This window comes from Streptococcus sp. 449_SSPC (genome assembly GCF_001073005.1).
Classification (GTDB): domain Bacteria; phylum Bacillota; class Bacilli; order Lactobacillales; family Streptococcaceae; genus Streptococcus; species Streptococcus salivarius_F.
On sequence record NZ_JVGR01000018.1, the window covers coordinates 58973 to 84749 of the forward strand.

22 protein-coding genes and 1 pseudogene are annotated in these 25777 nt (G+C 39.8%); 18 read left to right on the forward strand and 5 right to left on the reverse strand.

All coding sequences use genetic code 11. The features are described from left to right. The first annotated feature begins 12 nt into the window (after positions 1-12). The 3 genes from ADH51_RS03385 to ADH51_RS03395 all read left to right on the forward strand — a co-directional run bounded on the left by ADH51_RS03385 (position 13) and on the right by ADH51_RS03395 (position 2192). A complete protein-coding gene (locus tag ADH51_RS03385; protein ID WP_002885961.1) occupies positions 13-492 on the forward strand; it encodes a hypothetical protein in 480 nt (159 codons plus the stop codon). A gap of 320 nt (positions 493-812) precedes the next feature. Further along, on the forward strand, positions 813-1715 hold the full coding sequence (locus ADH51_RS03390; protein WP_037600396.1) for an HAD family hydrolase: 903 nt from the start codon (positions 813-815) through the stop codon (positions 1713-1715). A gap of 57 nt (positions 1716-1772) precedes the next feature. Further along, a complete protein-coding gene (locus ADH51_RS03395; RefSeq protein WP_048674402.1) occupies positions 1773-2192 on the forward strand; it encodes a hypothetical protein in 420 nt (139 codons plus the stop codon). Positions 2193-2291: 99 nt separating this feature from the next. Here the strand turns inward: ADH51_RS03395 and ADH51_RS03400 are convergent, their stop codons facing one another. The 4 genes from ADH51_RS03400 to ADH51_RS03415 all read right to left on the reverse strand — a co-directional run bounded on the left by ADH51_RS03400 (position 2292) and on the right by ADH51_RS03415 (position 5001). Next, positions 2292-2930, reverse strand: coding sequence for a histidine phosphatase family protein (locus ADH51_RS03400; protein ID WP_048674404.1), 639 nt, complete (start codon positions 2928-2930; stop codon positions 2292-2294). Positions 2931-2932: 2 nt separating this feature from the next. Next, positions 2933-3406 (reverse strand): aminoacyl-tRNA deacylase, encoded by a 474-nt coding sequence (locus ADH51_RS03405; protein ID WP_048674405.1) that lies wholly within the window; start codon positions 3404-3406, stop codon positions 2933-2935. A 112-nt stretch (positions 3407-3518) separates the two neighbouring features. After that, positions 3519-4421 carry a glycoside hydrolase family 25 protein gene (locus ADH51_RS03410; RefSeq protein ID WP_037597645.1) on the reverse strand — a complete coding sequence of 301 codons (903 nt, stop codon included), beginning with the start codon at positions 4419-4421 and terminating at the stop codon, positions 3519-3521. A 190-nt stretch (positions 4422-4611) separates the two neighbouring features. Further along, positions 4612-5001 carry a hypothetical protein gene (locus ADH51_RS03415; RefSeq protein WP_048674407.1) on the reverse strand — a complete coding sequence of 130 codons (390 nt, stop codon included), beginning with the start codon at positions 4999-5001 and terminating at the stop codon, positions 4612-4614. 151 nt (positions 5002-5152) lie between these two features. Here ADH51_RS03415 and ADH51_RS03420 point away from each other — a divergent pair, with 151 nt between their 5' ends. Next, positions 5153-5995: a Cof-type HAD-IIB family hydrolase gene (locus tag ADH51_RS03420; protein ID WP_048674410.1), complete on the forward strand. Its 843-nt coding sequence runs from the start codon at positions 5153-5155 to the stop codon at positions 5993-5995. A gap of 37 nt (positions 5996-6032) precedes the next feature. On the opposite strand, the gene ADH51_RS03425 is transcribed toward ADH51_RS03420, so the two are convergent. Next, entirely contained in the window at positions 6033-6659 is a 627-nt protein-coding gene (locus ADH51_RS03425) for a Pr6Pr family membrane protein (RefSeq protein WP_048674412.1), read from the reverse strand. 110 nt (positions 6660-6769) lie between these two features. Here ADH51_RS03425 and ADH51_RS03430 point away from each other — a divergent pair, with 110 nt between their 5' ends. The 14 genes and pseudogenes from ADH51_RS03430 to htpX all read left to right on the forward strand — a co-directional run bounded on the left by ADH51_RS03430 (position 6770) and on the right by htpX (position 25755). Further along, entirely contained in the window at positions 6770-7927 is a 1158-nt protein-coding gene (locus ADH51_RS03430; protein WP_048674414.1) for an Mbeg1-like protein, read from the forward strand. A gap of 31 nt (positions 7928-7958) precedes the next feature. Further along, a complete protein-coding gene (locus ADH51_RS03435; RefSeq protein WP_048674416.1) occupies positions 7959-8723 on the forward strand; it encodes an SDR family NAD(P)-dependent oxidoreductase in 765 nt (254 codons plus the stop codon). A gap of 121 nt (positions 8724-8844) precedes the next feature. Next, positions 8845-11835: a type I restriction endonuclease subunit R gene (locus tag ADH51_RS03440; protein ID WP_048674418.1), complete on the forward strand. Its 2991-nt coding sequence runs from the start codon at positions 8845-8847 to the stop codon at positions 11833-11835. A gap of 10 nt (positions 11836-11845) precedes the next feature. Further along, positions 11846-12697: a Hachiman antiphage defense system protein HamA gene (locus ADH51_RS03445; protein ID WP_048674420.1), complete on the forward strand. Its 852-nt coding sequence runs from the start codon at positions 11846-11848 to the stop codon at positions 12695-12697. Next, positions 12639-15116 (forward strand): DEAD/DEAH box helicase, encoded by a 2478-nt coding sequence (locus tag ADH51_RS03450; RefSeq protein WP_048674422.1) that lies wholly within the window; start codon positions 12639-12641, stop codon positions 15114-15116. The genes ADH51_RS03445 and ADH51_RS03450 overlap by 59 nt, the downstream gene beginning before the upstream one ends. Before the next feature lie 7 nt (positions 15117-15123). Then, positions 15124-16368 (forward strand): restriction endonuclease subunit S, encoded by a 1245-nt coding sequence (locus tag ADH51_RS03455; RefSeq protein WP_048674424.1) that lies wholly within the window; start codon positions 15124-15126, stop codon positions 16366-16368. Positions 16369-16478: 110 nt separating this feature from the next. Next, entirely contained in the window at positions 16479-17231 is a 753-nt protein-coding gene (locus ADH51_RS03460) for a hypothetical protein (protein ID WP_048674426.1), read from the forward strand. Between the two features lie 42 nt (positions 17232-17273). Continuing rightward, a complete protein-coding gene (locus ADH51_RS03465) occupies positions 17274-18878 on the forward strand; it encodes a type I restriction-modification system subunit M (RefSeq protein WP_048674429.1) in 1605 nt (534 codons plus the stop codon). 77 nt (positions 18879-18955) lie between these two features. Next, entirely contained in the window at positions 18956-19867 is a 912-nt protein-coding gene (locus tag ADH51_RS03470; RefSeq protein WP_048674430.1) for an Rpn family recombination-promoting nuclease/putative transposase, read from the forward strand. 26 nt (positions 19868-19893) lie between these two features. After that, positions 19894-20103, forward strand: coding sequence for a hypothetical protein (locus ADH51_RS03475; protein WP_004182748.1), 210 nt, complete (start codon positions 19894-19896; stop codon positions 20101-20103). Between the two features lie 532 nt (positions 20104-20635). Further along, complete coding sequence (locus tag ADH51_RS03480; protein ID WP_038675721.1) at positions 20636-24016, forward strand: YSIRK-type signal peptide-containing protein; 3381 nt, start codon at positions 20636-20638, stop codon at positions 24014-24016. A 36-nt stretch (positions 24017-24052) separates the two neighbouring features. Continuing rightward, positions 24053-24145, forward strand: a pseudogene (locus tag ADH51_RS10300) (streptodornase); the annotation flags it as partial. A 148-nt stretch (positions 24146-24293) separates the two neighbouring features. After that, positions 24294-24854 carry a LemA family protein gene (locus tag ADH51_RS03485; RefSeq protein ID WP_002884070.1) on the forward strand — a complete coding sequence of 187 codons (561 nt, stop codon included), beginning with the start codon at positions 24294-24296 and terminating at the stop codon, positions 24852-24854. Between the two features lies 1 nt (position 24855). Beyond that, positions 24856-25755, forward strand: a complete 900-nt coding sequence (gene htpX, locus ADH51_RS03490) for a zinc metalloprotease HtpX (protein WP_038675722.1) — start codon at positions 24856-24858, stop codon at positions 25753-25755. The last annotated feature ends 22 nt before the right edge of the window (positions 25756-25777 follow it).

Below are 25777 nucleotides of genomic sequence, written 5' to 3' on the forward strand. Positions count from 1 at the left end.
GAGGGGCAAGACATGTCAAAGAGAAATATCATTATTAGTGTTGTTCTTGCTTGTCTCTTGGTTACGGGAGCTGGATTTGGTGCTTTCTATTACTGGGGAACACACCATTTAGATAGTGTTGTACCTGGTAAGGTTTACCAATACTCAAGTACTCTAAACGGTGAGGTCAATAATCGTGTCATGTATGTAGCCTTCCAAGAAGGTGGGAACAAGGCGCTTGTGAGTCAGGATCGTACGACAGTGGTTAATGCTGCTAAGAGTCAGACTGATTTTGACAAGGCCTATAATGACCAAACAGCTAAGTGGGAATACAGTGTGACAAAAACAACATTGACTCTTGGTAAAAAAGAGGACGATCAATTGTCACAATGGCAGTACAACAAGGTCTTTGCTTATGGTGACCACTTCACATCAAAAGATTTCTATTACCAGATTGCCAAAGGTGGTCAAGGTGAAGTCAAACAAAAAATGACCTTCAAAGAAATTAAATAAGTATCTGAATATGACAAGATGCATTAGGTTTGGGACAAAATGTTCCAAACCTTTTTCTATCTTCAAAACACGAATAATCTTTCCTTAAGTGGGGTCGAAAATTGAAAAGAAAGGGTAAAAACGGTATAATAAGACTGTTTGGGCAATTGCATCTTAGTTAAAAAAACAGACGAGTAAGATTGCCCTAGACAGTTGACTAAAAGCTTACTTTTGCAAGACTGAAGATTAAATTAAGAGCTGACTCATGTAGTAGTTTAGTTGTTAGTTTCCTAATTTATTTAAGTCTCTGACAAGAGAATGATATAAGAAAGAACGGACAGATGATTACTTCTATTGTTTTTGACGTTGACGATACTATTTATGACCAACAGGCACCTTATCGTATTGCCATGGAAAAATGTTTCCCTGACTTTGATATGAGCCACATGAATCAAGCCTACATTCGTTTCCGCCACTATTCTGATGTTGGTTTTCCACGTGTAATGGCTGGTGAGTGGACAACTGAGTATTTCCGTTTTTGGCGCTGTAAAGAGACCCTTTTGGAGTTTGGCTACCGTGAAATTGATGAAGAAACGGGTAACCATTTCCAAGAGGTTTACGAGCATGAGTTGGAGAATATCACCATGCTTGATGAGATGCGCATGACCCTTGATTTCCTCAAGGAAAAAAATGTTCCTATGGGTATTATTACCAATGGACCAACAGAGCATCAACTTAAGAAGGTCAAGAAGTTGGGACTTTATGATTATGTGGACCCTAAGCGTGTCATCGTCAGTCAGGCGACAGGTTTCCAAAAGCCTGAGAAGGAAATCTTCAACCTCGCAGCTGAGCAATTTGATATGAATCCATCGACGACGCTCTACGTTGGAGATTCTTATGACAATGATGTCATGGGTGCCTTCAATGGTGGCTGGCATTCTATGTGGTTTAACCACCGTGGACGTAGCCTCAAACCAGGTACTAAGCCAGTCTTCGACTTGGAAATCGACAATTTTGAGCAACTCTTTGGAGCGGTAAAAGTCCTTTTCGACCTTCCAAATAATAAATATATCTTTGATATCAATGATAATGAAAATCCAGTCCTTCAACTAGGTATCAATAATGGTCTTATGATGGCGGCTGAACGTCTTCTTGAGAGCAATATGAGTATTGATAAAGTGGTTATCCTTCTTCGTTTGAATGCGAACCAGGAAAAAATCCTTCGTATGAAATATGGAAGATAATAGAGCGGCCTCGTATGGCCGTTTTATTGTCTAGAACGTGAGATAAGGAGTTTGAAAATGGTAGAAATCAACAACTTAAAACATGATATTGAAGCACTAAGTGCTGAACGTGATGCTTTGAGAAAAGAGGTAGAAGCACTCGAAGCCAAACGTGACGATCTCTTCGAAGGTATTAGAGATGCAGAGCAGATGAAGGGCGTTGCTTGGGATTCCTATTATGCATTAGTAGACCACCTTAATGCTGAGGAAAAGCAAAGAGGGTTTGCTAACAACTATTGGGAACATGTCCATAGAACTGCCAAAATAGACGTGGAATTTATCTTGAGTCGTGGTCTCCGTTTTAAGCGTTTATTGTCTGAAGGACAGTATGATCTTGTCTCACAGGAACTAGACGATTTTGAAAATGAACTAGAGGACTTGGCCCGAGACTTTGGTGTCGAATTAAATCGTTTGCCAGATGAACCGAAGTGGAAATAATGGAAGTGAAGCTCTTAAAGTAATAGATTTAAGGGCTTTTTGACTGCTAAAAAGCGACCCTTGTTCAGGATCGCTTGTCTTATGAAGTCAGTCGCTGATTTAGCTGATCTTGTTTTGTTCATCCATATAGGACGTATCATTCCAACATTTAAGAGTGAAGTGCTCGAAATCATTGGTTTCGAGAATAGTGACAGAAGCATTGTCAAGACCGCCTGCCTTACGAAGAAGACCAGGTTCAAAACCAAGGAGGGTACGGATAGAAGCCGTTAAGTTAGCTCCGTGACCGACGATGAGGACATTTTTAGCATCACTATCTTTAAGTGTTTTAATAAATTCGGCCACACGTTTGGTTGTCTGGTAGACAGACTCAGCTTGGAAGTCATTAGCACGGAAGTTGGCTAGGTTATGACGGAAAGCATTCATTTCTTTTGGATAGATGGCCTGAACGAGTGCAATTTTTTGCCCTTCCAGTTTACCAAGTTGCCATTCACGCAGAGCTTTAGTGTAGGTAACTTTAGCTTTAGGCTTTTGAGACTCCATGATGAGTTCAGTAGTTTTTTTAGCACGTGGTAGGTCACTTGAGAAGATCAAGTCAAAATGTGTGTCACTGAGATAGTGACCTAACTCACGTACTTGTTCGATAGATTCTTTAAGCAAAGGCGAGTCTCCCTTGGCGCCTTGAAGTCGGCCTTCCAAGTTCCACTCGGTTTTACCGTGACGTACAAAATACAGTTTCATGATTACTCCTTAATATCAGCAAATTCAGCATTAACAAAATCAGCAAGATCTTGACTATTGATACGGATAGAACGCCCAATTTCCCCCGCTGAGACAATAAGGAAGCCAGCTTCTTGGGCAGTTTGATCGATATAAATAGGGAAATTGTGCTTTTGGCGAATTCCCACTGGGTTGTTAGCTCCGTGAACATAGCCAGTTGTTTTTTGGAGATCCTTTTGTGGAATCATTTGAACTTTCTTGTTCCCTGAAATTTTAGCTAATTTCTTTTCAGACAGGTGTTCGGTGATAGGGACGATGCCGATGACTGGTCCTGTCTTATCTCCCTTAAGGGCGAGGGTTTTATAAATGCTCTCACGCGCCACATCTTCTGGAAGCTCCCCTTCTAAACCATTGAAGGATAAGCTATCATGGTCAATATTAGCTTTATCAAGAATTTGGTCAACCAAGGTCTTCTTGACTTTGCCTTTCTTAGCCATTGTCATATCTCCTTTTAAAGTTATACATTTCTACCATCCATTATAACACATTCATCCGAGCACGCCTAAGCCAATTTGACAAGAAGAAAACCAGTGTCTAAGGCACTGGTTTTTACTGACTACTAGATGAACTTGTCGAAGTAGTCTTCTTATTTTTAGTTGGTTTTTGCTTAATCTTACCAAAGAGTTTTTCAAAGGTTTTACGTTTGTTTTTCTCAGGATTGATTTGGTTAAGATCTAGGATATTATCGAAACCAGGCAGGCTTCCTTGTGACGTATACTGGTGAAGGTCATAGTCGATTTCAGTATTTGGTAGAGCCTCATAATAACCAGAATCGGTACCGTAGGCTGGAATCCAAACAGCATCAAAGTTTTTAGTTGAAACTTCTTGCTCAAGCATGAAATAAGCACCAATATAGAGACCAACGTTTTCAGCTCCTAGACGTTTGAGCTCAGCGAGAAAGGCTTGGACACCTTGCTCCATGTTGGACATGGTTTCTTCTTCAACGTCGATCCAGTAATAAGTAGGTTTGTATGGAGAAGCATTTTTGTAGAAAATACGAGCTTCTTCCTTCATCTCTTTAACAGAAGTACCTTGAGCGTAGGAATAGACGGCAACTGGAACGTCACGTTTTTTGAGTTCTTTGATATGTGTTTTAAAAGATTTGTCGACCCCATTCGAACTAGCGGCATTGCTATCCTTACTAATCTGTGATCCACCGAAGACGCGGATAATAGCACCAGAAATATGATTTGACAAGACATCGTAATCGATATCCTGAGGTAGTTGCCACCCCGAAAGGTCGATAATGGGATTGAGTATCAGCTCCTCGTCGGAACTGCTAGATGTACTACTGGTTGTTGTTTTTGGTGTAGTAGCATAAGGAAGAGCAGATTTCACGTTTTGTAGATGCGCCTGCTGTTTGGACGTATTGTGAATATTTGCAATAACTAATGCTAATCCTAAAAGAGCTAGAACCACGTAAACAACGATCGGTTTTATTCTTTTTCTCATTACTCCCATTTTACCTTAAATAGTGCAAAAATGCAAAATAGAGTGTTTATAAATTCTGTGAGAGATATTAAAGTGACTGATTTCCAAAAAGCCTTTGTAGTGCTGACTTAGGCACATTTTATGAATAAGGGTGTTTTGAGCTAGTCTTGAATTAAGTGAATTTTTCATTTATTAAAGCAAAAAATTTAGCTTAAAAGTCAGTTTCCTCCTTGAAACTAGCGCCACTAGTGGCATCCGACCAGGCTACAAGAGCTTGAGCAGAGTTATCTAGATAGGTTTTGAGAGGCTGCTTCAAATCATAGATGGTCTCCCAAAATCCCAAGACATTTCCATCTTTGTCTATAGCAGCTTGGTAGGTTTGGATGAGGACTTGATCAAAACTGTCTGTTGGAATCTGATAACTTCTTTCTTTGGTAGGAGAGGCTAGCACTTCAGACATGATCCAATCAGGCAGATTTTCAGACTCACGGGGGAAGAAACTACCGTCAGCGCCACCATTGTCATAGAGAAAGTTTCCTTGGGCATCATAGGCTGCTAATTTATAGGGCAGGTGATCCAGTAGTGTTTTTAAATCATTCATACTTTCATCATAGCTTCTTTCATGCAAAATGGCAATGCATTGGATTGGAGACAATACTATCGTAGGATAGTATCAGTTTGTCTAAGGATAGTAGTATCTGTTGTAGCATTATCAGGGTATAATAAAGTAAAAGAAGACTCGAGGTGAAAACATGTCAAAACTTATTTTTCTAGATGTTGATGGGACCTTGGTGGATTATCATAACCGTATTCCAGAATCAGCAATCAAGGCTATTCGTCAGGCCCGTAAAAATGACCATCTGGTCTATGTTTGTACTGGTCGTAGCAAGGCAGAAATGCAACCAGAATTATGGGAAATTGGCTTGGATGGGATGATTGGTGGTAATGGCTCTTATGTAGAGCATCATGGCCAAGTCCTCATGCATCAGCTGATTTCCAAGGAAGACGCTGCTAAGATTGTGGATTGGCTAACAGAACGCCATCTAGCTTTTTATCTTGAGAGCAATAATGGTCTCTTTGCTAGTCCGGATTTTCGGGAGCGGGCACGTGAGACACTTAAGACTTACGCTATTCAAAAGGGGCAGTCAGAAGAGTCTGTCGCTGGTAAGGAACCAGAAGATTTTCTTCATGGCCTTCAGTATGGTGGGAAACTCTACCGTGATGACCTAAACAAGGTCAGTTTCGTTTTAGAATCCTATCAGGACCATCTAGATTCAAAAGAAGCTTTTCCACAGCTTGAAGCCCATACTTGGGGAGGTCGAGGTGAAACAGCCTTGTTTGGTGATCTAGGTGTTAAGGATATTAACAAGGCCCATGCCATCGATGTCCTTTTGGAACATTTGGGGGCTGAGCATTCGGAGACCATTGCTTTTGGCGATGCCAAGATTGATATTCCTATGTTGGAATACTGTGAGGTTGGGGTTGCCATGGGAAATGGTGGGCCAGAAATCTTGGCTATGGCAGACTTTGTAACAGACGATGTTGAAGCTGATGGCCTCTACAAGGCTTTTGAGAAATTGGGTTTATTGCAATAGAAAAAACTGAGTTCCGTTTGGGAGCTCAGTTTGTGTTTTATGCTGGTTTACGACCGATAAATTTTTTCAAGAGGTATAAGAGATAGCCAACAGCAATGTACCCGGCACTGATGACTAGGACATTTACCAAGACCTTGTTCCAACCAAATTTATTGACATTGATAAAGAAGTAGGCGAAGGGGGTATCTTTGGCACCTGGGATTGGGAGTTTTAGAACCAAGCCATTTAGAAGGGCAAAGGCAAAGTAAGACAGAGGGACCACTGACCAGTAAATTGGTTCACGGAGACGGTAGGCTTTCTTAGCATCGAAAATGAGGGTATCAAGCACCAATCCCCAAGGGACAATATAGTGAACCAAGAAATTGCGGAGGGTCCAGAATTTCTCAGGTTCTGTAATAGGAGCCAAGAGGATGTGATAGATGACTCCAGTGATGAGGATGGCCATGGTTACGCCCCCCTTGTAACGCAAGAGTTTTGTGTTAGTCGTCGCATCCCCTTTTTTGAAGTCATAGATGATAAAGAAAATCAAACTGGAAAAGACGAGGATATTGGACAAAACGGTGTAGTAGAGCAACATGCCCCAACCATCGTCATGGATTTGGATAGAGACTCCTACCAGTCCACAAAGAGCTAGTAAGATACGGTAAAATCGTGAAATAGTCATAAGCTTCCTTTTCCTAATAAATAATCTCTCTTATGATATCACATTTTTCACTAACAATTTATTGAAAATTCTAGTAAAATCAAAGTAAGAAAGACTTCAAGGAGATTACTATGTCCAATCTAATCGATTATCTTGAAAAGGTAAAGGAACTTACCTTTGATCAAGAGCCTCTCAATATCTTGGATAAGGTTTGTATCAATGAAATTGGCTACCTGACTTATGAAAAATGCCTCACAGCAAGTGATTTACAGAAAACCATCAATTTACATGACTATGCCGAGGGTAAAGAGCTAAATCCTGAGTATACCTTCATGGTGACTAAGGAACGGGTAGATTTGGCTGAAGCCATGGTCAGGTCGAAGCGTTTCGCTGGACTTAATCTAAGTGACTACTGTAGTGTCTTGGACAAGGAAGTCGAAAAGCAGTTTGCAGCCATGATTTTTAGCCTGCCTGAACTGGACTACCAGCAGATTGTTTTTCGTGGGACAGATGATAGTGTTATTGGCTGGAAGGAGGATTTTCAGCTGACCTACAGTAGGGAAATTCCAGCCCATCGCTCAGCTATTGCCTTTCTGTCTGAGCACTTGCCAAAACTCAGTGGCTATATCGCTGTTTCTGGACATTCCAAGGGTGGTAATCTTGCCCTCTATGCAGCTGTCCAAGGCTCGACTGCTCTACGTGAGCAAATAGCAGAGCTTTTGCTCCTAGATTCCCCAGGCTTGATGAAGTCCCTCTTAGAGAAGCCTTCTTACCAAGAGTTAAAAGCCAGGATGACAGTTATTAGACCTCAAGATTCTGTTGTGGGGGTTATGCTCTATTGGGATAGGCCTGCCCAGCTAGTCGCAGCAGAAGGCATTGGATTTGCTCAACATAACGCCTTGACTTGGGAGGTTGATTTAGTGGCAAATGATTTTGTTTATGAGGACCAGCCAACAGAGTTGAGTCAACGTTTGGAAGAAACCTTCCAAGAATGGATTGAGACCTTGCCAAATCAAGAACTCAAGCAAGTTTGCGATTTGGTTTTTGATACCATCCTTGATTCAGGTATTGAAAGCCTCGATGATATTGGCATCCAAGCCTTGCCACAGATAGGTCAGATGCTGCAAGAATTTGGCAATCTCTCGGACAAACAAAAGAAGGTCTTGCAAGACGGTTTCAACCAGTTACTCTGGATATTTTGGAAGTCAGGAAATAAAAAATCTACCCTGCCCAAGCTTGAACTTCCTGATTTTATCAAGAAGTTGGGTGAATTGACAAATAACGATTAGGGGCAGCTGGACTATAGGAGTGGAGGATATCATGCCTAAAAACGTACTTATTACAGGAGCAACATCAGGAATTGGCGAAGCAACGGCGCGTGCCTTTGCTAAAGAGGGAGAAAATCTCATCCTAACAGGTCGCCGTGTGGAGCGTCTTCAAGCCTTGAAAGAAGAGCTCCAAGCAACCTATCCAGACCAAAAAGTTTGGACTTTTGCACTGGATGTTACCGATATGGACATGGTCAAGGATGTTTGCCAAGCCATTCTCAAAAGTGTGGGGCAAGTCCATGTTTTAGTCAATAATGCAGGCCTGGCGCTAGGCCTAACAGCCTATCAAGATTATGAAGAGTGGGATCTGCTGACCATGATTGACACCAATGTCAAGGGCTTGATGATGGTGACACGTCAGATTCTACCAAGCATGGTAGCTGCCAATGAGGGCCATATCATCAATATGGGCTCTACGGCGGGCATCTATGCCTATGCAGGTGCAGCTGTGTATTCAGCTACAAAGGCCGCAGTGAAAACTTTCAGCGATGGTTTGCGTATTGATACCATTGCCACAGATATCAAGGTGACAACCATTCAGCCCGGTATCGTTGAGACGGATTTTTCTCAAGTTCGCTTTCACGGTGACAAGGACAAGGCAGCTAAGGTTTATCAAGGTTTGGAAGCCCTCCAAGCCCAAGATATTGCGGATGCTGTCCTCTACGTTACCAAGCAACCACGACGCGTCCAGGTTTCAGACATGACCATCATGGCTAACCAACAAGCCACAGGGTTTACGATTCATAGGGGGGAGTAAATAGAAGATAAAAGCATGACCTTCGGGCCGTGTTTTTTTGTTTGAATTTTCCCAAAACTATGAAAGAAACTCTGAAAATGCTATAATGTAAGGGATTACGACAATGTTGAAAGGATAAGCCATGCCAGCAGTTACTCCAGAACTTGAGATAGAACGTCAATTAATCGAGCAATTAACCTCTGGTGAGAGCCAGTGGACCTATCGCCCAGACTTAAAAAATGAAGATCAATTATGGGACAACTTTTTTGAGAAGTTAGCGCAAAATAACGTTGCTCTACTAGCTGACCATCCCTTGACCGAGCAGGAGAAGCGCCAAATCAAGAACCAGTTTAACTTCATTAACTATTATGAAGCTGCTAAGTGGCTGGCTGGTGAAAATGGTATTGCTAAAGTCGAGGTACAGCGTGAAGATGCTAGCCTTGGGACTATCCGTCTCTCTGTCATCTGGCGTGATAATATTGCTGCTGGAAAATCCAGTTACGAAGTAGTCAATCAAGTAGAACGTGACAAGGCTTATCCAAAAGATCAGGACCGTCGATTAGATACAACTCTGATGATTAATGGCCTTCCTCTTATCCACATCGAGCTCAAGAGTCCTCGTGTGGCCTTTTTGGATGCCTTTCATCAAATCAAAAAGTATGACCGTGAAGGAAAGTTACGTGGCATCTATTCTGCCCTTCAGATGTTTGTTGTGACTAATAAGGTGGATACACGTTATATCGCAGCTGCACGAGAGGATAAACTCAATAAACAATTCTTGACATCTTGGGTGGATAAAGATAATAAACCCATGACCAGTCTCATGGACTTTGCCCATGAGGTCCTGTCTATTCCACGTGCCCATCAGATGGTGATGCAGTACTCCGTTATTGATGATAGTAAAAAAGCTCTCATCCTCTTACGTCCTTATCAAATCCATGCCATCGAGTCTGTCCAGGATGCTTCTCGTCGTCAGGAATCAGGCTATATCTGGCATACCACAGGTTCTGGTAAGACTCTAACCTCCTACAAGGTAGCTCGCAACCTCTTGCAGATTCCAGCTATTCAGAAGACGATTTTCGTTGTGGACCGTAGGGACCTTGACCAGCAAACGACGTCTTCCTTCCTTTCCTACGCCGCTAATGATGTCATAGATATTGATGAAACGGACAATACCCATGATTTGGTTAAGCGTTTGGCTGGAAATGATAAGCGTGTGATTGTGACGACTATCCAGAAAATCACTACCATGATGCGCAAGTTCCAAGAAGGTAAATACCAAAAGGATTCGGAGAAAATCAAGGACCTCCGTGTAGCTTTCGTTGTGGATGAATGTCACCGTGCGGTCACACCTCAGACTCAAAAAGATATCAAGGGATTTTTCCACAATTCGCTCTGGTATGGCTTTACAGGCACACCAATTTTCAAGGAAAATAAACGAAAGCAATTAGGCGATTTGGCACAAACCACCCACCAACAATATGGCGAACGCCTACACGAGTATACGGTCAAAGAAGCCATCCATGACGGAGCAGTTCTGGGATTCAAGGTGGATTATCGAAATACTATTATTTCGCCGATTCCTGAAAAAGATCTTCCTGACTCTGTCTATGAAGATAAAGAACACATGCTAGAAGTCTTGGATGCTATCCTAAACAAAAGTTATCAACAGTTGGGCTTTCCAAATGGTGTGGGCAAGACCTACGAGGCTATCTTAACGGTTAAGTCCATTCCACAAGCTCAGGCTTATTACAATCTGCTCAAGAGTATCAAGGCAGGACAGGAACGTGTCAAGGTGTCAGAGCGAGCTAAGCGCGTGCTACTTGACTTTCCAAAGATGACGGTCACTTACTCAGTGTCGGAAAATGAAGAAGAGTCTATCGACTACCAAGACCACATGAAACAGGTCATGGACGACTACAATCAGGAGTTCGGTACCCATTTTAACATGGCTGATTTGCGTGGCTTTAACACGGATATCAATAATCGTTTAGCTAGAAAGTTAGATAAATACATTCCTCGCAATGAGCAGTTGGATTTGGTCATCGTCGTTGACCGTCTTTTGACCGGTTTTGATGCCCCATGTCTATCCACTCTCTTTATCGACCGTAAGCCCATGCGTCCACAGGATTTGATTCAAGCCTTTAGCCGCACCAACCGCATCTTTGACAGTAAAAAGCGTTATGGCCATATCATCACCTTCCAAAGACCAGAGGCCTTTAAAGAGGCTGTGGATAACGCCCTTAAGCTCTACTCAAACGGTGGTGAAAATGATGTCACTGCTCCAGACTGGGTAGAAGAAAAAGCAAACTTTATCCAAGCCTGGATAGACTTTCAAGCAAAAGTGGAAGATGTGGAAAACTATGTCATCACGATTGAGCAGGCTACTAGCCCACAACTCCGTCGCATTGCCAAGGCTTACCAAACCTTTGACAAGTATCTGGCATCTATCCGTGTCTATAACGAATACGATGAAGCGGCTATCTATGCGGAGACAGGCCTATCAGATGAAAAGCTCGAAACCTATCTAGGAATCTATCAAAATATCCTAGCAGAGCTCAAAAGCCGAGCTGAAGACGATGGTGATGATAATCTCTTTGATATCCACTACGAACTGGAATCCGTCCAAGTCGATGAGATTAACTATGCTTACATCCTGACCCTGATTCAAAGTATGATTCAGCAGGAAGAGGATAGTCCACAGGCCCTCAGTGACAAGGATATCGAAACTGTGGATAACTATATCCAGAGCCTAGAAAGGACAAATCCTAAACTAGCCGAAATCATCCGAAATCTGTGGAAAGAAGTCCAAGCCAATCCTAAAGATTACCAAGGACAATCTATCACTGGCGTCTTGGACACTATGATTGAAGCCATTATCGACGACCATCTCAAACGCTTTGCCAGAGAGTGGTATGTCGGACTGGATGAACTTCGTTACTATGTCCAACACTATCGTAAGGGTGCGAAGAAGCAATCAGGAGAAAGCCAGCTCACCAAGAGCCAACGCTACAAAGACTACAAAGCAGAAACAGCTGATGCCCTCAACCCGCTCAGCTACAAAAAACACATCAAAGAAGCCTATACCAAACTCATTGAAGAGGTTGTTGAACCACTGAGAGTTGGGAGGTAGAGGAGGAAAGATGATTTCTGGAATAAATGAGCGATTTGTTAATAAGAATATTCAAATTTTAGAAGTTCTTTCTTTTACCAAGGAATTAAAAGAAAGAATCGAGAGTGAATTTAGAGTAATCTGTCACGGAGAATATGCTCTCGAATCAAAAAGTGTACATTTCTCAACTGAGGAATCATTAGAAGAATTTCTAAACTATAGATTACCTAATGGTCAAAATCAAAAAATAGGAGCTATTGGTGAGTTTCTTTTAAATCTTTTAATCAGAGAATATACTGATTTAGAAATTATTTCTCCTTTTTTTAACATGGAAGAAAGAAATGTGAAGAAGGGATTTGATATTATTGCACATGATACTGATGAAGTTGTATGGATAATTGAATCCAAAGCAGGGGTTCCCAGTGTTCAACAGGATGCTACTAAAAAAATTCGCGAACGTCTGAATGCTGCTCAACGAGATCTGAATAGTCGATTAAATATGAAAAACTCACAATTATGGTTAAATGCAATTAGATCTGTTCGTTCTTCCGTAAAAAAAAGTGATGAAAAACAAATTGTTATAGATTTGCTTGAAAAATCAAGTAATACTCATGAAAGCAAAGACAAGAATGTGGTTTTTGCGGGTATAGTTTTTTCATCTTTGAAAATTTCGCAGATTTCCAGTAGTGATGTTGAAGATATTTACAATAAGTTTCTAGGAAAAAAAGTCTATAGCCAAATAAAAATAATTGCAATTCAGAAAGAAACGTATAAAAAAATAATAATATATTTAAGTAGATTGATGTTTTTAAAGAGGATAACTAATGGAAGAAGAAAAGCGGTCTCAAAAGGTAAATTTACTTACTTTAAAAAAACTATATAATACTGGTTTTCCTGATTTGTATTATAAGTTTTTAAAACAAGAGATAGTAGATGAGTCAGATTTAGAGAAAATTTTATCTTTAGCTCTTTATTTTGTATGTTTAGATGATGAAGAATTAATAAAGTTAGGATACAGGTTGTTCATTTTATATAGCAAATATACATATGATTATAAACCATTGTATGAAGTAAGTTTGAATAAAGGTTTAATACCTATTTCCCATTTTATTAGTGATGTTCTTGAATATGATGAACAATACGGTAATTCATATACGTTTTTCAATAATTTAGAAAGCAAGTTATATATTTCTAATAATGTATATAGAACAATTGGACAACTTGAACTAACTAAATCTGTGAACCTAAATCTTAATAAATCACAAATCATTGTTGCACCAACCTCATATGGTAAAACAGAGTTAATTTTATCTTTTGTTGAAAAATTTCAAGACAAAAATATTTGTATTATTACACCTACTAAATCATTATTAACTCAGACTAAGAAAAGAATCATTAACCAATTTGGATATAGAAAAATAGTAACTCAGCCAGATATGTATTCAGATATTGATTTACATATTTTAGCTGTATTAACGCAAGAGAGATTGCTTAAACTACTTCAAGAAAATCGAGAATTATTTTTTGATTTCGTAATAGTTGATGAGGCACATAATTTATTAGATAGATATACATCTGACGATTCTAGGAGTGTACTCTTAACATCAGTATTAATAATTAACAAAAAGAGAAATCCAGAATCAGCATATAAATATTTAACTCCATTCTTGATTGATAGAAAGAGTTTGGAAATTAAGTATTTGGATGATAATTTTAATGAGTGGTACAAAGTAACTGAACAAGTAAAATCAGAAATGTTTTACTTCCATGATTTAAATAGAAATACAAAAGAACTATTGGATCAATTTTCTCCGAAGAGTCATAAATTCATTCAAATTCAAAATCAAAGCATAACAAATGATTATCAGGTAGTTATTAATGAAGCAGATAGGAAGAATATTATTTATTTAAATAAACCTGTAGATATTGAACGTTTTGCAATTGAATTATCAAATAATCTAAAACCAATTGATAAGCCATTTATTAAAAAAATTCTCAACGACCTACAAGAATTTATTCATAAAGATTATAAATTGATAGAGTGTATTCGTAAAGGTGTGGTATACCATCATGGGTCTATGCCAGAGTCAATCCGTTTTTATATTGAGGAGTTATATTCTAAGATAGATGAAATTAAATATTTAGTAGCGAATTCTACATTACTTGAGGGTGTTAATTTACCTGCGACTCGAATGTTTATTTTAAATCCTAAAAGAGGAAATAGTTATTTAACCCCATCAGGATTTAAAAATTTAATTGGACGAATTTGTAGATTTAGTGAAATATTCAACCAAAAGACAGGCAATCTTGACTATTTATTGCCAGAAATACATATTATAAAAGGTAAGTATGCTCCGATTAATATGAATTTTGAACAATTTATTAAGGGTAGAAAGTTACTGATACAGGATGAAAATAGTTCCCAAGATTATCCAGAAAATCCTTTATTAACTTATACTTCATCTTCAGACGATGAGAAGGTTAAAGCAGAAGAATTATTAGCAAATATTTCAGACGATAATCTTGAAATTCAAGAAACTGTAAATATAGCTAAAACAAAAGTAGGGAAACTTTTATATCAAAACAATGTAACTATTTTTAATATTTTTACCATGGAAATGGAAATTCAATCACAAATGTCTAATGTATCAATAGCTGAAAACATAGATAGCGTTTTCAAAGTACTAGATTTTCTATTTTTCAAAAGAATTGATGAAAATAGCAATGAGGAGAATCTAAGACGATTAAAATCTCATAAAGCTCAAGCATTTTACATTATGTTGATTAGTTGGAGGATGAGGTCAAAAAAAATGACAGCTATGGTAACTGATGTCCTAAATTATTGGGATAATTTGTCTATTAAGGAAAAGGAAAGTGTTTTTGTTGGAAAATGGGGAGATAAGACACGTGGTGGAGGTTTCAGAAAGCTTTGGACTGACTTAAACCAAAAAAATCATCTAGAAAGAGTAAACTTAGCAATTGTTAGATTGAAGGAAGAGTACGATTTTATTGATAATGAAATTATGAAATTTATAGATGTACTTTTTAAGCTGAACCTCATTTCTGTCAATCTGTATAATAAAATTAAATTCGGAACTACAGATGAGACGCGTATAGCCATGCTTAACTGTGGTGTAAGTGGCATAATTTGTGACCTTCTAGAAGAAAAATATAAAGATTATTATAGTGTAGATTTAAAACAGTGTTCGATTTTTTTTGACCCAATGATAATTGATAAAATGAATGAAAATAAAGAAAATGGAATTTTGATTTCTGAAGTGAAATTAAACATGAGAGAGTGATAGGAAAATGAATAAACCTAAAATAAGATTCAATGAATTTGAAAATATTTGGACTAAATCTAAATTAGGAGAATTATACGAAGTTTATTCCGGAAACACTCCGTCACGATCTGATAATAGGAATTATCAAAATGGAGAAATTCCATGGATAAAAACAACAGATTTAAATAATTCTATAATATGTTCTAATGAAGAAAAGATCTCAGTATATGGAGCAACAAAATTAAAAGTTTTACCTGAAAAGTCTGTATTGATAGCAATGTACGGTGGATTTAATCAAATTGGAAGAACAGGCTTACTAGCTTATCCTGCTACGATTAATCAAGCCCTAGTAGCTTTGATGCCAGTCAATGAAATTAATCCAAATTTTCTACTAAATTTTTTAAATTTTAAAAAGGAAAGTTGGAGAAATGTTGCAGCGAGTAGTAGAAAAGATCCTAACATTACAAAAAATGATGTAGAAAAATTTAAAATATCTTTTCCATCTATAGATGAACAATCTGCCATCGGATTCCTTTTCCGTACTCTCGACGACCTTCTGGCTAGCTACAAGGACAATCTTGCCAACTACCAATCTCTCAAGGCAGCCATGCTCTCTAAGATGTTCCCTAAAGCTGGAAAAGCAGTTCCTGAAATTCGTTTAGATGGTTTTGAAGGTGAGTGGAGAATTATAAAATTAGGTGATGTATTATCTGAGTTAAAAAGTGGCTTGTCGCGAGAATTATCAAATGACGATATTGGTCTTCCAGTTATTAGAGCTAACAATATTAGTGACGGAATTTTAAATTTGGATAGAGATATAAAATACTGGTTTAAGGAAGATCCTAAAGGAGCTAATACAGCAAATTATTTTGTAAAAGAGAATGATATATTGGTTAATTTTATAAACAGTGAGGCAAAAATGGGGACTGCTGCAATTGTGCTAAGGGAACCAGATAGGGAGATGATATATACAACAAATATATTGAAATTAACCGTAAAAGAAGATTATTATCCTTATTTTATATATTTAATGACTTTTGTACAAAGTTATCAAAATTATATAAAATCTATTACTAAACCTGCAGTAAATCAGGCGAGTTTTACGACTGTTGACTTTAAAAAATATGATTTTTTATGCCCAGCATTTCGAGAACAACAAGCTATCGGCTCATATTTCTCAAATCTTGACCAGCTTATCACTTCTTATCAAGAGAAAATTACTCAGCTTGAGACGCTGAAAAAGAAACTCTTGCAAGATATGTTTATCTAAAAAGGTGAATAAAGACTATTTATTTACTTGACTGATTAGCAACGAAAGTTTCAGTTTTACAGTGATAGTAGATGAAAGCAATAGAATTTAAGCAAAAGTAGGAGACCAACATGGTATCAGTAACACAACGTATCAAACAGATTAAACAGCCTCGTGGTGGTTATCTTCCGGTCAAGACTTTTACTGTGACGACGCTTGATGATGATCAGGGTCTTAATCCTGAGGAGTCTATTGCGGCTAGTTTGGTTGGGACTGCTGTGGACTATCTTAGTCGTTTCATGGATGGGACAGCTGTTGAGGAGGCCTTTGAGATTTCCTTGCTTGGTGCTCGTGCCATGAGGCTGGAGGCTAAGGCTTTTGGTCTTCTGGATGATGTTAAGGGGATAGACGATTTGTCGATTACTAAGGCTTGTCAGTTGGCAGGTTTTGATAGTGCCTTTCGTGCTGGTCCTCTGGCTTATCGTCCAGTGGAGGGGATTGTGCCAAATCAGGCTACTATTGCTAATATTCGTATCATGGTTGAGCGTAGTTTGAGCTTTTTCAAGGCCTTTGATCCTGTGACTGCGGATGGTTTTACCATGGAGGGGGCTTATACGGCTACCATAACGACTGGTGATGGGGATTTCCTGACTAAAGATACCCTTTGGGACTTTAAAGTCACCGCCAGCAAGCCTAATAAGGACCATACCTTGCAGCTACTGATTTACTATCTCATGGGTAGGCGTTCGATTCATCCAGAGTTTCAAACCATTGAAAATCTAGGCATTTTCAACCCACATCAAAATACTATTTACCAACTTCCTATTTCTGAGATTTCAGATGAGGTCATCAAAGAAGTGGAAACAAACGTGATTGGCTATTAGAACGAATAGGATAACATTCAAAAATACAAAGAAAGAAACATTATGTCAGAAACAACACAAACCTCCCAGTCGCTTTATCAAGCCCTGTGGAACTCAGCGGATGTGCTCCGCTCTAAGATGGATGCCAACGACTACAAGTCTTATCTCTTGGGCATGGTCTTTTACAAGTATTTGTCGGACAAGATGCTCTTTTTCGTGGCAGAGACCATGGAGGAAGAGACAGAAAGCTTGGAAGAGGCACTGGCGGTCTATCGTAAATACTATGAGGATGAGGAGACTCACGAGGACCTCTTGGCAGTTATTACTGATGAGATGAGTTATGCCATTCATCCTGACTTGACCTTTACGGCCTTAGTAGAGCAAGTGAATGATGGAAGCTTCCAGCTAGAGGACTTGGCTCAGGGCTTCCGTGATATTGAGCAGAGTGACGAGCTTTACGAAAATCTTTTTGAAGATATCGACCTCTACTCTAAGAAACTTGGGGCGACTCCTCAAAAGCAAAACCAGACGGTTGCGGCTGTGATGAAAGAGTTGGCTGTCTTAGATGTGGCAGGTCATGCTGGTGACATGCTTGGTGATGCTTACGAGTACTTAATTGGTCAGTTTGCGACGGATTCGGGTAAGAAAGCTGGTGAGTTCTATACACCGCAACCTGTAGCCAAGCTTATGACCCAGATTGCCTTTTTAGGTCGTGAGGACAAGCAAGGCTTTACCCTTTACGATGCCACAATGGGGTCAGGCTCGCTCTTGCTTAATGCCAAACGCTATTCACGCCAACCACAGACAGTGGTTTACTTTGGTCAAGAGTTAAATACCTCAACTTATAACCTGGCACGTATGAACATGATCCTGCATGGTGTGCCGATTGAAAACCAGTTTTTACATAACGCTGATACCTTGGATGAGGATTGGCCAACTCAAGAGCCGACTAACTTTGACGGTGTTCTCATGAACCCACCTTATTCGGCCAAGTGGTCTGCTAGCTCAGGGTTCATGGATGATCCTCGATTCTCACCATTTGGGAAACTGGCACCTAAGTCTAAGGCCGATTTTGCCTTCCTCTTGCATGGTTACTATCACTTGAAACAAGACAATGGTGTTATGGCTATCGTCCTACCTCATGGGGTGCTCTTCCGTGGTAATGCTGAAGGGACTATTCGTAAGGCTTTGTTAGAAGAAGGTGCCATTGATACGGTTATTGGTCTGCCGGCTAATATCTTCTTTAACACCAGTATTCCGACGACGGTTATCATTCTCAAAAAGAACCGCACCAATCGTGATGTTTACTTTATCGATGCCTCTAAGGAGTTTGATAAGGGGAAAAATCAGAACATCATGACAGATGCCCATATTGAGAAGATTCTTGATGCTTATAAGAGTCGTGAGGATATGGACAAGTTCGCTCATCTGGCTAGCTTTGAAGAGATTGTGGAAAATGACTACAACCTTAATATTCCTCGTTATGTGGATACCTTTGAGGAAGAGGAAGTAGAGCCCTTGACAGAGATTGTGGCTAAGATTAATCAGACCAATGCGACGATTGAAAGTCAGACAGCGTCCCTTCTTGACATGCTTGGCCAACTTCATGGAACGACACCAGAAGCAGACGAAGAACTCAAGGCTTTTGTGGAAGCATTTAAGGGCTAGTTGCAAGCTTTCATTTACTTTTTCCGAATAATAGAAGTAGAGGGGCCAACCCTCTATTTTTTCTTAAGGAGAAGTAGATGGAAAAAAGACACAAGCATGTCTCACCGACCTTGGATATTATGGCTAAGAAGATTTTTAGCCTGCCTGAGGTGACGGTGGCATTTATTCGAGATATTTTGGATTTAGATGTTGTGGATGCTCAGATTTTGGAGGGAACACAGCTTCACAAGAAGGACTTTGATGAGGATGAGCTCTTTTCAACCTCGGTGGATGTTCGAGCCAAGTTGAATGATGGAACCGAGGTTATCATTGAGATTCAGGTGCGTAAGCAGCATTATTTTCTCAATCGTTTTCATTATTATTTGGCTAACCAGCTGGTAGAAAATGTGCAACAATTACGCCAACAAGGGCAGACGCATAAGATGTATGAGCAGATGGAGCCGGTCTATGGTATTGCTATCTTGGAGAAGACCTTGTTGCCAGATGAGGAGTCCCCGATTAATACTTATTGGATGGCCAATAGTCGGACGGGCAAGCCTCTGCATTCTTTCTATAAGGATGGGAAACAGCAGAACCTTCTTCAGATTGCCTTTTTAGAGTTGGATAAGTATAATAAAGATAAGCATATCAGGGATGAAGGGCGGCAGTGGCTAGAGTTCTTTGGAAATCTCCCATTTTCTAAGGCACCTAGCCGAGCGGTCACGCATGCCGATTCATTACTGGATTCATCCAGCTGGACACAGGAGGAAAAGGCGATGATTGATGAACGCATACGTATTCAAGAAAATTATGACATGACCATGGAAACAGCAATTGATGAAGCGCGTGAAGAAGGCATAGAGAAAGGGTTAGAGCAGGGACTAGAGCGAGGTCGTTATGAGGGACAACTAGAAATGATTCGTAAGATGCTGTCAAAAGGCCTATCTCTAGAAGTTGTCTCAGATGTGACTGGTCTATCGCTTGAAGAATTAGATGGTTTGTTATCGTAAGAGCCAACCGATAGGAGGAAAAGGCGATGATTGATGAACGCATACGTATTCAAGAAAATTATGACATGACTATGGAGACAGCAATTGATGAAGCGCGTGAAGAAGGTTTGGAACGAGGTCGTCATGAGGAGCGTTTAGAGTTGATTCGTAAGATGCTCTCAAAAGGCTTATCTCTAGAAGTGGTATCAGATGTGACTGGTCTGTCGCTTGAAGAACTAGAGGCAATGTTATCGTAAAATCTAGTTAGGTTAGTTATTTTTTTGAAAAATCAGAGACAGATTATTGTCTCTTTTTTTATTTTTGGGTGTTTAACATTTGTAATACTAAAACATTCGGAAAATAATACTTTGAAGCGGAAAATTAAAAAAGACTGTCAAACGTTTGACAGAAATCTGAGAAAACAGATTTAAAACATTTTGATAGTTTTGGCCGATAACTCTTGCTAAATAAGCCTTTATGGAAATTTAGAGTCTTTTCTTTCTTACACGTGAAAGAAATCACCTTTTTGTGCGACATTTTTAGACTATAATTTAGACGTGAATGACTGAACTTTCTAATATGACAATTTTGTTAAGGCCTTGTTAAAATGGATAGCCTAGCCTTTTTTTTTACTTTTTCATCCCTTATAATTTACTTTGGTTTGTTTTTAATAAGAAAAACAACAGCATTATTAACAATATTTAATATGAGGGAATCTTTATTTTCTTTCAAAGGACGGCTTGGTCCTAAGATAGAGAGATTGTGAAAAAAAGTATCAGGAGAATAGACTTGTTTAAAGAAAGAAAAACGAAACCAAAGTACAGCATCCGTAAATATTCCATTGGGGCAGCATCAGCTTTGATTGGCTTTATGGCTCTTGCCAATGGGCAAGCAGCTCAGGCTGATGAGGCACAATCGATTGGTGATTTGACTGATGCCTCAAATCAGGCACAGACACCTCAAACAGCCTCAAGGGCACAAGTGGCGACTTCCGAACCAGCATCAGTTGAGACTGTGCAAGCGTCACAGCCTGCTAATATTGCTCCAGTTCAGCCTCAGGTAACAACTGTTCAAGCAGCTGAACAGACTCCGACCATTGATCAATTGGTTGAGGCAAGCAACCCTCAAACTCAAGAAACTTCAGCAAATGTCTTAACCAATGCGACTGAGGACCAAGGTCAAGCCAAGGAGTACAGCACAGATGGTTACGGTGCAAAAATGCCTTATACGACTCATGAGGCAGAAAATGCAAGTGTTGAAAATGGAGCTACAATTCAACAGTCAACGGACATGGAATCTACGGCTGTGGAAGCGACTAACCAAACTTATGTTGAGCTTCCTAAAAAGGATGCGGCAGTTACTTTTAATGTCACTGAGCCAGCCAATGCTTTGAATGTCCGTTATACAATACCTGATGGTGCATCAGGTCAGTTGGATGTGCAGGTCAATGGTTCAAGCGTTGGTAATCTTGATTTGTCATCTCACTCAGCATGGCAGTACCTTAAAGGGGACCATGAGTATGATCAAGCAATTGATGGTTCCAGTGCACGTTTTCGTTTTGATGAGACACGTCTTCTCCTAAAGGATATCCAATTGAAATCTGGAGATAAGATTTCTCTAGTTAAGAAGAAAGATGACAATGTCCCTTACGGTATTGACTTTATTGAGCTAGAACAGGCTCCAGTGCCTGTTGCCCAAGGTGAAAATAGTATCAGTATCTTGGATAAGGGTGCATCTGCCAATGATGATAGTGATGACACTGCTGCCCTACTTGCGGCTGTGGAAGAAGCTAAAGCCAGCGGAAAATCTGTCTATATTCCAGAAGGATGTTTCAATTTTGACAAACAGGTTAATATCGAAGCTGATAATCTAAAAATCTCAGGTGCCGGTGTTTGGCATACGCAACTACACTTTACAAGTGACAAACGCTATGGTGGTGGTATTGTCTTCGGTCATAATAGTAATGGCATTGAGTTGAGCAATCTTTACATGGATTCCAACTTGACGTCTCGTTATAACGAGGATGCACAGTACAAGGCTATTTCGGGAACACTTGGTAAGGATTCGAAAATTCACGACATCTGGGTTCAGCACTTTGAAGTCGGTATGTGGATTGGAGACTACGACCAGACGGGGAATATGAAGTATACGGACGGTCTTGTTGTTGAAAATGCTCGTATCCGTAATAACTTAGCTGATGGTATTAACTTTGCTCAAGGGACCAAGAATTCAACAGTTAAAAACTCTAATATCCGTGGGAATGGTGATGATGGTTTAGCTATCTGGTCAAGTATTTCAGATGGTACAAATGCCGCAGCTGAGGAAAATAATAAATTCCTCAACAACACCATTGAATCAGGCTGGCGTGCGGCTGGTATCGGTATTTTTGGTGGTAAGGGGCATGAAATCTCAGGAAACCTCATCAAGGACGTCTTTGCTGGAGCAGGTATCCGTGTAAACACTGTCTTTGCAGGTCACAATTTTGACCTCAATGATTCTGGAATTAAGATTCATGACAATACCATTCTACGTTCAGGAACAACTAATGACCTCTATAAGCTCCATCGTGGTGCCATTGATTTCCAACAAGTTCGTGGAACAATCAAGAATGTCGATGTCTATGATAATAAACTATTGAATACCTTGGCTGAGCCGGTGATTACCAAAAACTTTGAGATGGGTGACAATGGTAATGGAGAAATCCGTTTATCTAATAATACGATTGACAATAAGGCGACGATTGTTGGGGCTGTCTCAGCAGTTTCTCCAACAAAACCTGAACCAAAGCCTGTCAATAATCCAGTCTCCGAGACTTCAGTTTCTGAAGCACTGAAGAGTGAAGCAAGTTCAAGCACTCCAGTTTCTGAAGCCTCAACTAGTGAAGTGATCTCAGAGTCTTCAGTTTCAGAAACACCAAAGAGTGAGGCAGGTTCAAGTACTCCAGTTTCTGAAGCATCAACTAGTGAAGTAGTTTCTGAGACTTCAGCATCAGAAACACCAAATAGTGAGGCAAGTTCAAGTACTCCAGTTTCTGAAGTATCAAACAGTGAAGTAATTTCCGAGACTTCAGTTTCTGAAGCACCGAAGAGTGAGGCAGGTTCAAGCACTCCAGTTTCTGAAGCCTCAACTAGTGAAGTAATTTCTGAAACTTCAGCATCAGAAATACCGAAAAGTGAAGCAACTTCAAGCGCCCCAGTTTCCGAAGCATTGACTAGTGAGGAAAGTTCAACAGACCCAGTTTCCGAAGTATCTAACAGTGAGGTAATTTCCGAGACTTCAGTTTCAGAAACACCAAAGAGTGAGGTAGGTTCAAGCACTCCAGTTTCTGAAGCATCAACTAGTGAAGTAATTTCTGAAACTTCAGCATCAGAAACACCAAAGAGTGAGGTAGGTTCAAGCACTCCAGTTTCTGAAGTATCTAACAGTGAAGTGATCTCCGAGACATCAGTTTCAGAAACACCAAATAGTGAGGCAAGCTCAACCGCTCCAGCCTCTGAGTCACCAAAGAATGAGGAAACTTCAGTAGCTTCATCTACTAGTCAGGTTGACGTAGCAATTACTTCTGATAGCCCAGAGAAATCTCCAACTTCAGAAAGCACACAAAAAGATCCGATAAGTGAGGTTTCTTCAGAAGTTATTGAAAAAGGTTCAACAAGTCAGGTTGATGTCAAAGTTTCTGAATCTCCAACAATAGCACGTAGATCTGAAGTTGTCAGCATCTCACCAAATAGTCAGGTCGCTTATAACAATGACCTAAAAATCTCTGTAACAAGCAGTCAGCTCGCCTCAGAAGCTATTCGCTATAATTCTCTTTTGAATGAGAAGTCTGTGGATATGATTGCAAGTAAAGTTATGGCGGTTATGGCCTCTGAAACATTAGCCTCAGAAGCGGCATCACTTACAAGCTCTGAAGGTGTTGCCAAAGAGATTAGCAGTGATTTGTCAGAATTGGCGGAAAGCAAGAAGGATGACACACCTAAGAATGTCGCTCGTATTGATAAAGCAACTGAGGCAAAACAGGTGGCCAAGAGTTCTGAAAGCCAAGCTAGCACTTCAAAAGAAAAAGGTAAGTCTAATACGACAACGGTCTTCCTTCTTGTCGGAGTTGCTGCAGCACTAAGTATATCTACAGTTTACCTTACAAAACAAGGTAAAAAAGCAGGTAAATAGTAGGTAAGAAGCATCCATTAAAATGGGTGTTTTTTATCTATGCCAAAAAATACCAAGAAAACAAATGTCGTTACAATGACAGAAGCAGATGCCCTAGCCCAAGGTAAACGACACACGTCTAAAGAGTAATACAAAAGCTGGACATCTTGTCCAGTTTTTTTGTAAAACGACTCACATTTTACCACTTTTATCTGAAAATTTGATATACTGAGACTATCAAAGATACTTGAAAGAGAGGTTAATTGACTCTTTTTCAGTACAAGAAAGGAATAAAAATATGATTTGGATTATTATTGCCATTATCGTTGTTCTTGTAATTTTTGTTATTGCAAGTTATAACGGCTTGGTTAAAAGCCGTATGCAGACTAAGGAGGCATGGAGTCAAATTGATGTTCAATTGAAACGTCGTAATGACCTTCTTCCTAACTTGATTGAGACTGTTAAGGGATATGCAAAATACGAAGGTTCAACGCTTGAAAAAGTAGCAGAACTTCGTAATCAAGTAGCAGCTGCGACTTCACCAGCAGAGGCTATGCGTGCTAGTGATGAATTGACACGCCAGGTTTCTGGAATCTTTGCGGTAGCTGAAAGTTACCCTGACCTTAAGGCTAGTGCAAACTTCAGCCAGCTTCAAGAAGAGTTGACGAACACTGAAAACAAAATTGCCTATTCACGTCAACTTTATAACAGTGTGACAAGTAACTACAATGTGAAATTGGAAACATTCCCAAGCAATGTTATTGCTAAAATGTTTAGCTTTAAGGCTGCTGAATTCCTTGAAACACCTGAAGAAGAAAAAGCTGTTCCTAAGGTTGATTTCAGTGGACTAGGTAACTAATATGTTATTTGATCAGATTGCTCGAAATAAGAGAAAGACTTGGCTTTTGCTCCTGGTCTTTTTCCTCTTGTTGGGCCTTGTTGGTTACGGTGTCGGCTATCTTTGGTTAGGTTCAGGCTTCGGTGGTTTGATTCTTGCTCTAGTTATCGGTTTTATCTATGCCGTTACCATGATTTTCCAATCAACCAATGTCGTTATGGCTATGAATGGTGCACGAGAGGTTGATGAACAAACCGCTCCAAACCTTTATCATGTGGTTGAAGATATGGCTATGGTGGCACAAATACCGATGCCACGTGTCTTTATTGTCGATGATCCTTCAATGAATGCTTTTGCGACGGGGTCTAGCCCTAAAAATGCTGCTGTGGCTGCTACGACAGGTCTTCTTGCAGTTATGAATCGTGAGGAACTTGAAGGGGTCATAGGGCACGAAGTCAGCCATATTCGTAACTATGACATCCGTATTTCGACTATTGCAGTAGCCTTGGCATCTGCGATCACCATGCTAGCTGGTATGGCTCGCAATATGATGTTCTGGGGTGGAGGCCGTCGTCGTAATGATGATGATCGTAATGGAAGTAGTGGCTTGGAGATTATTCTTCTCATTATTTCCTTGATTGCCATTATCCTTGCGCCTTTGGCAGCTACCCTGGTTCAGCTGGCTATTTCTCGTCAGCGTGAATTTCTAGCTGATGCTTCTAGCGTCGAATTGACACGTAACCCACAAGGTATGATTAATGCTCTTCTTAAACTTGATCATAGTGAACCGATGAAACATCACGTAGATGATGCTAGCGCAGCTCTCTATATCAATGATCCTAAAAAGGAATCTGGTTTGCAGAAGCTCTTTTATACGCACCCACCGATTTCAGAACGGGTGGAACGCTTGAAACAAATGTAAAAAAAGTGAGACTGATGACACT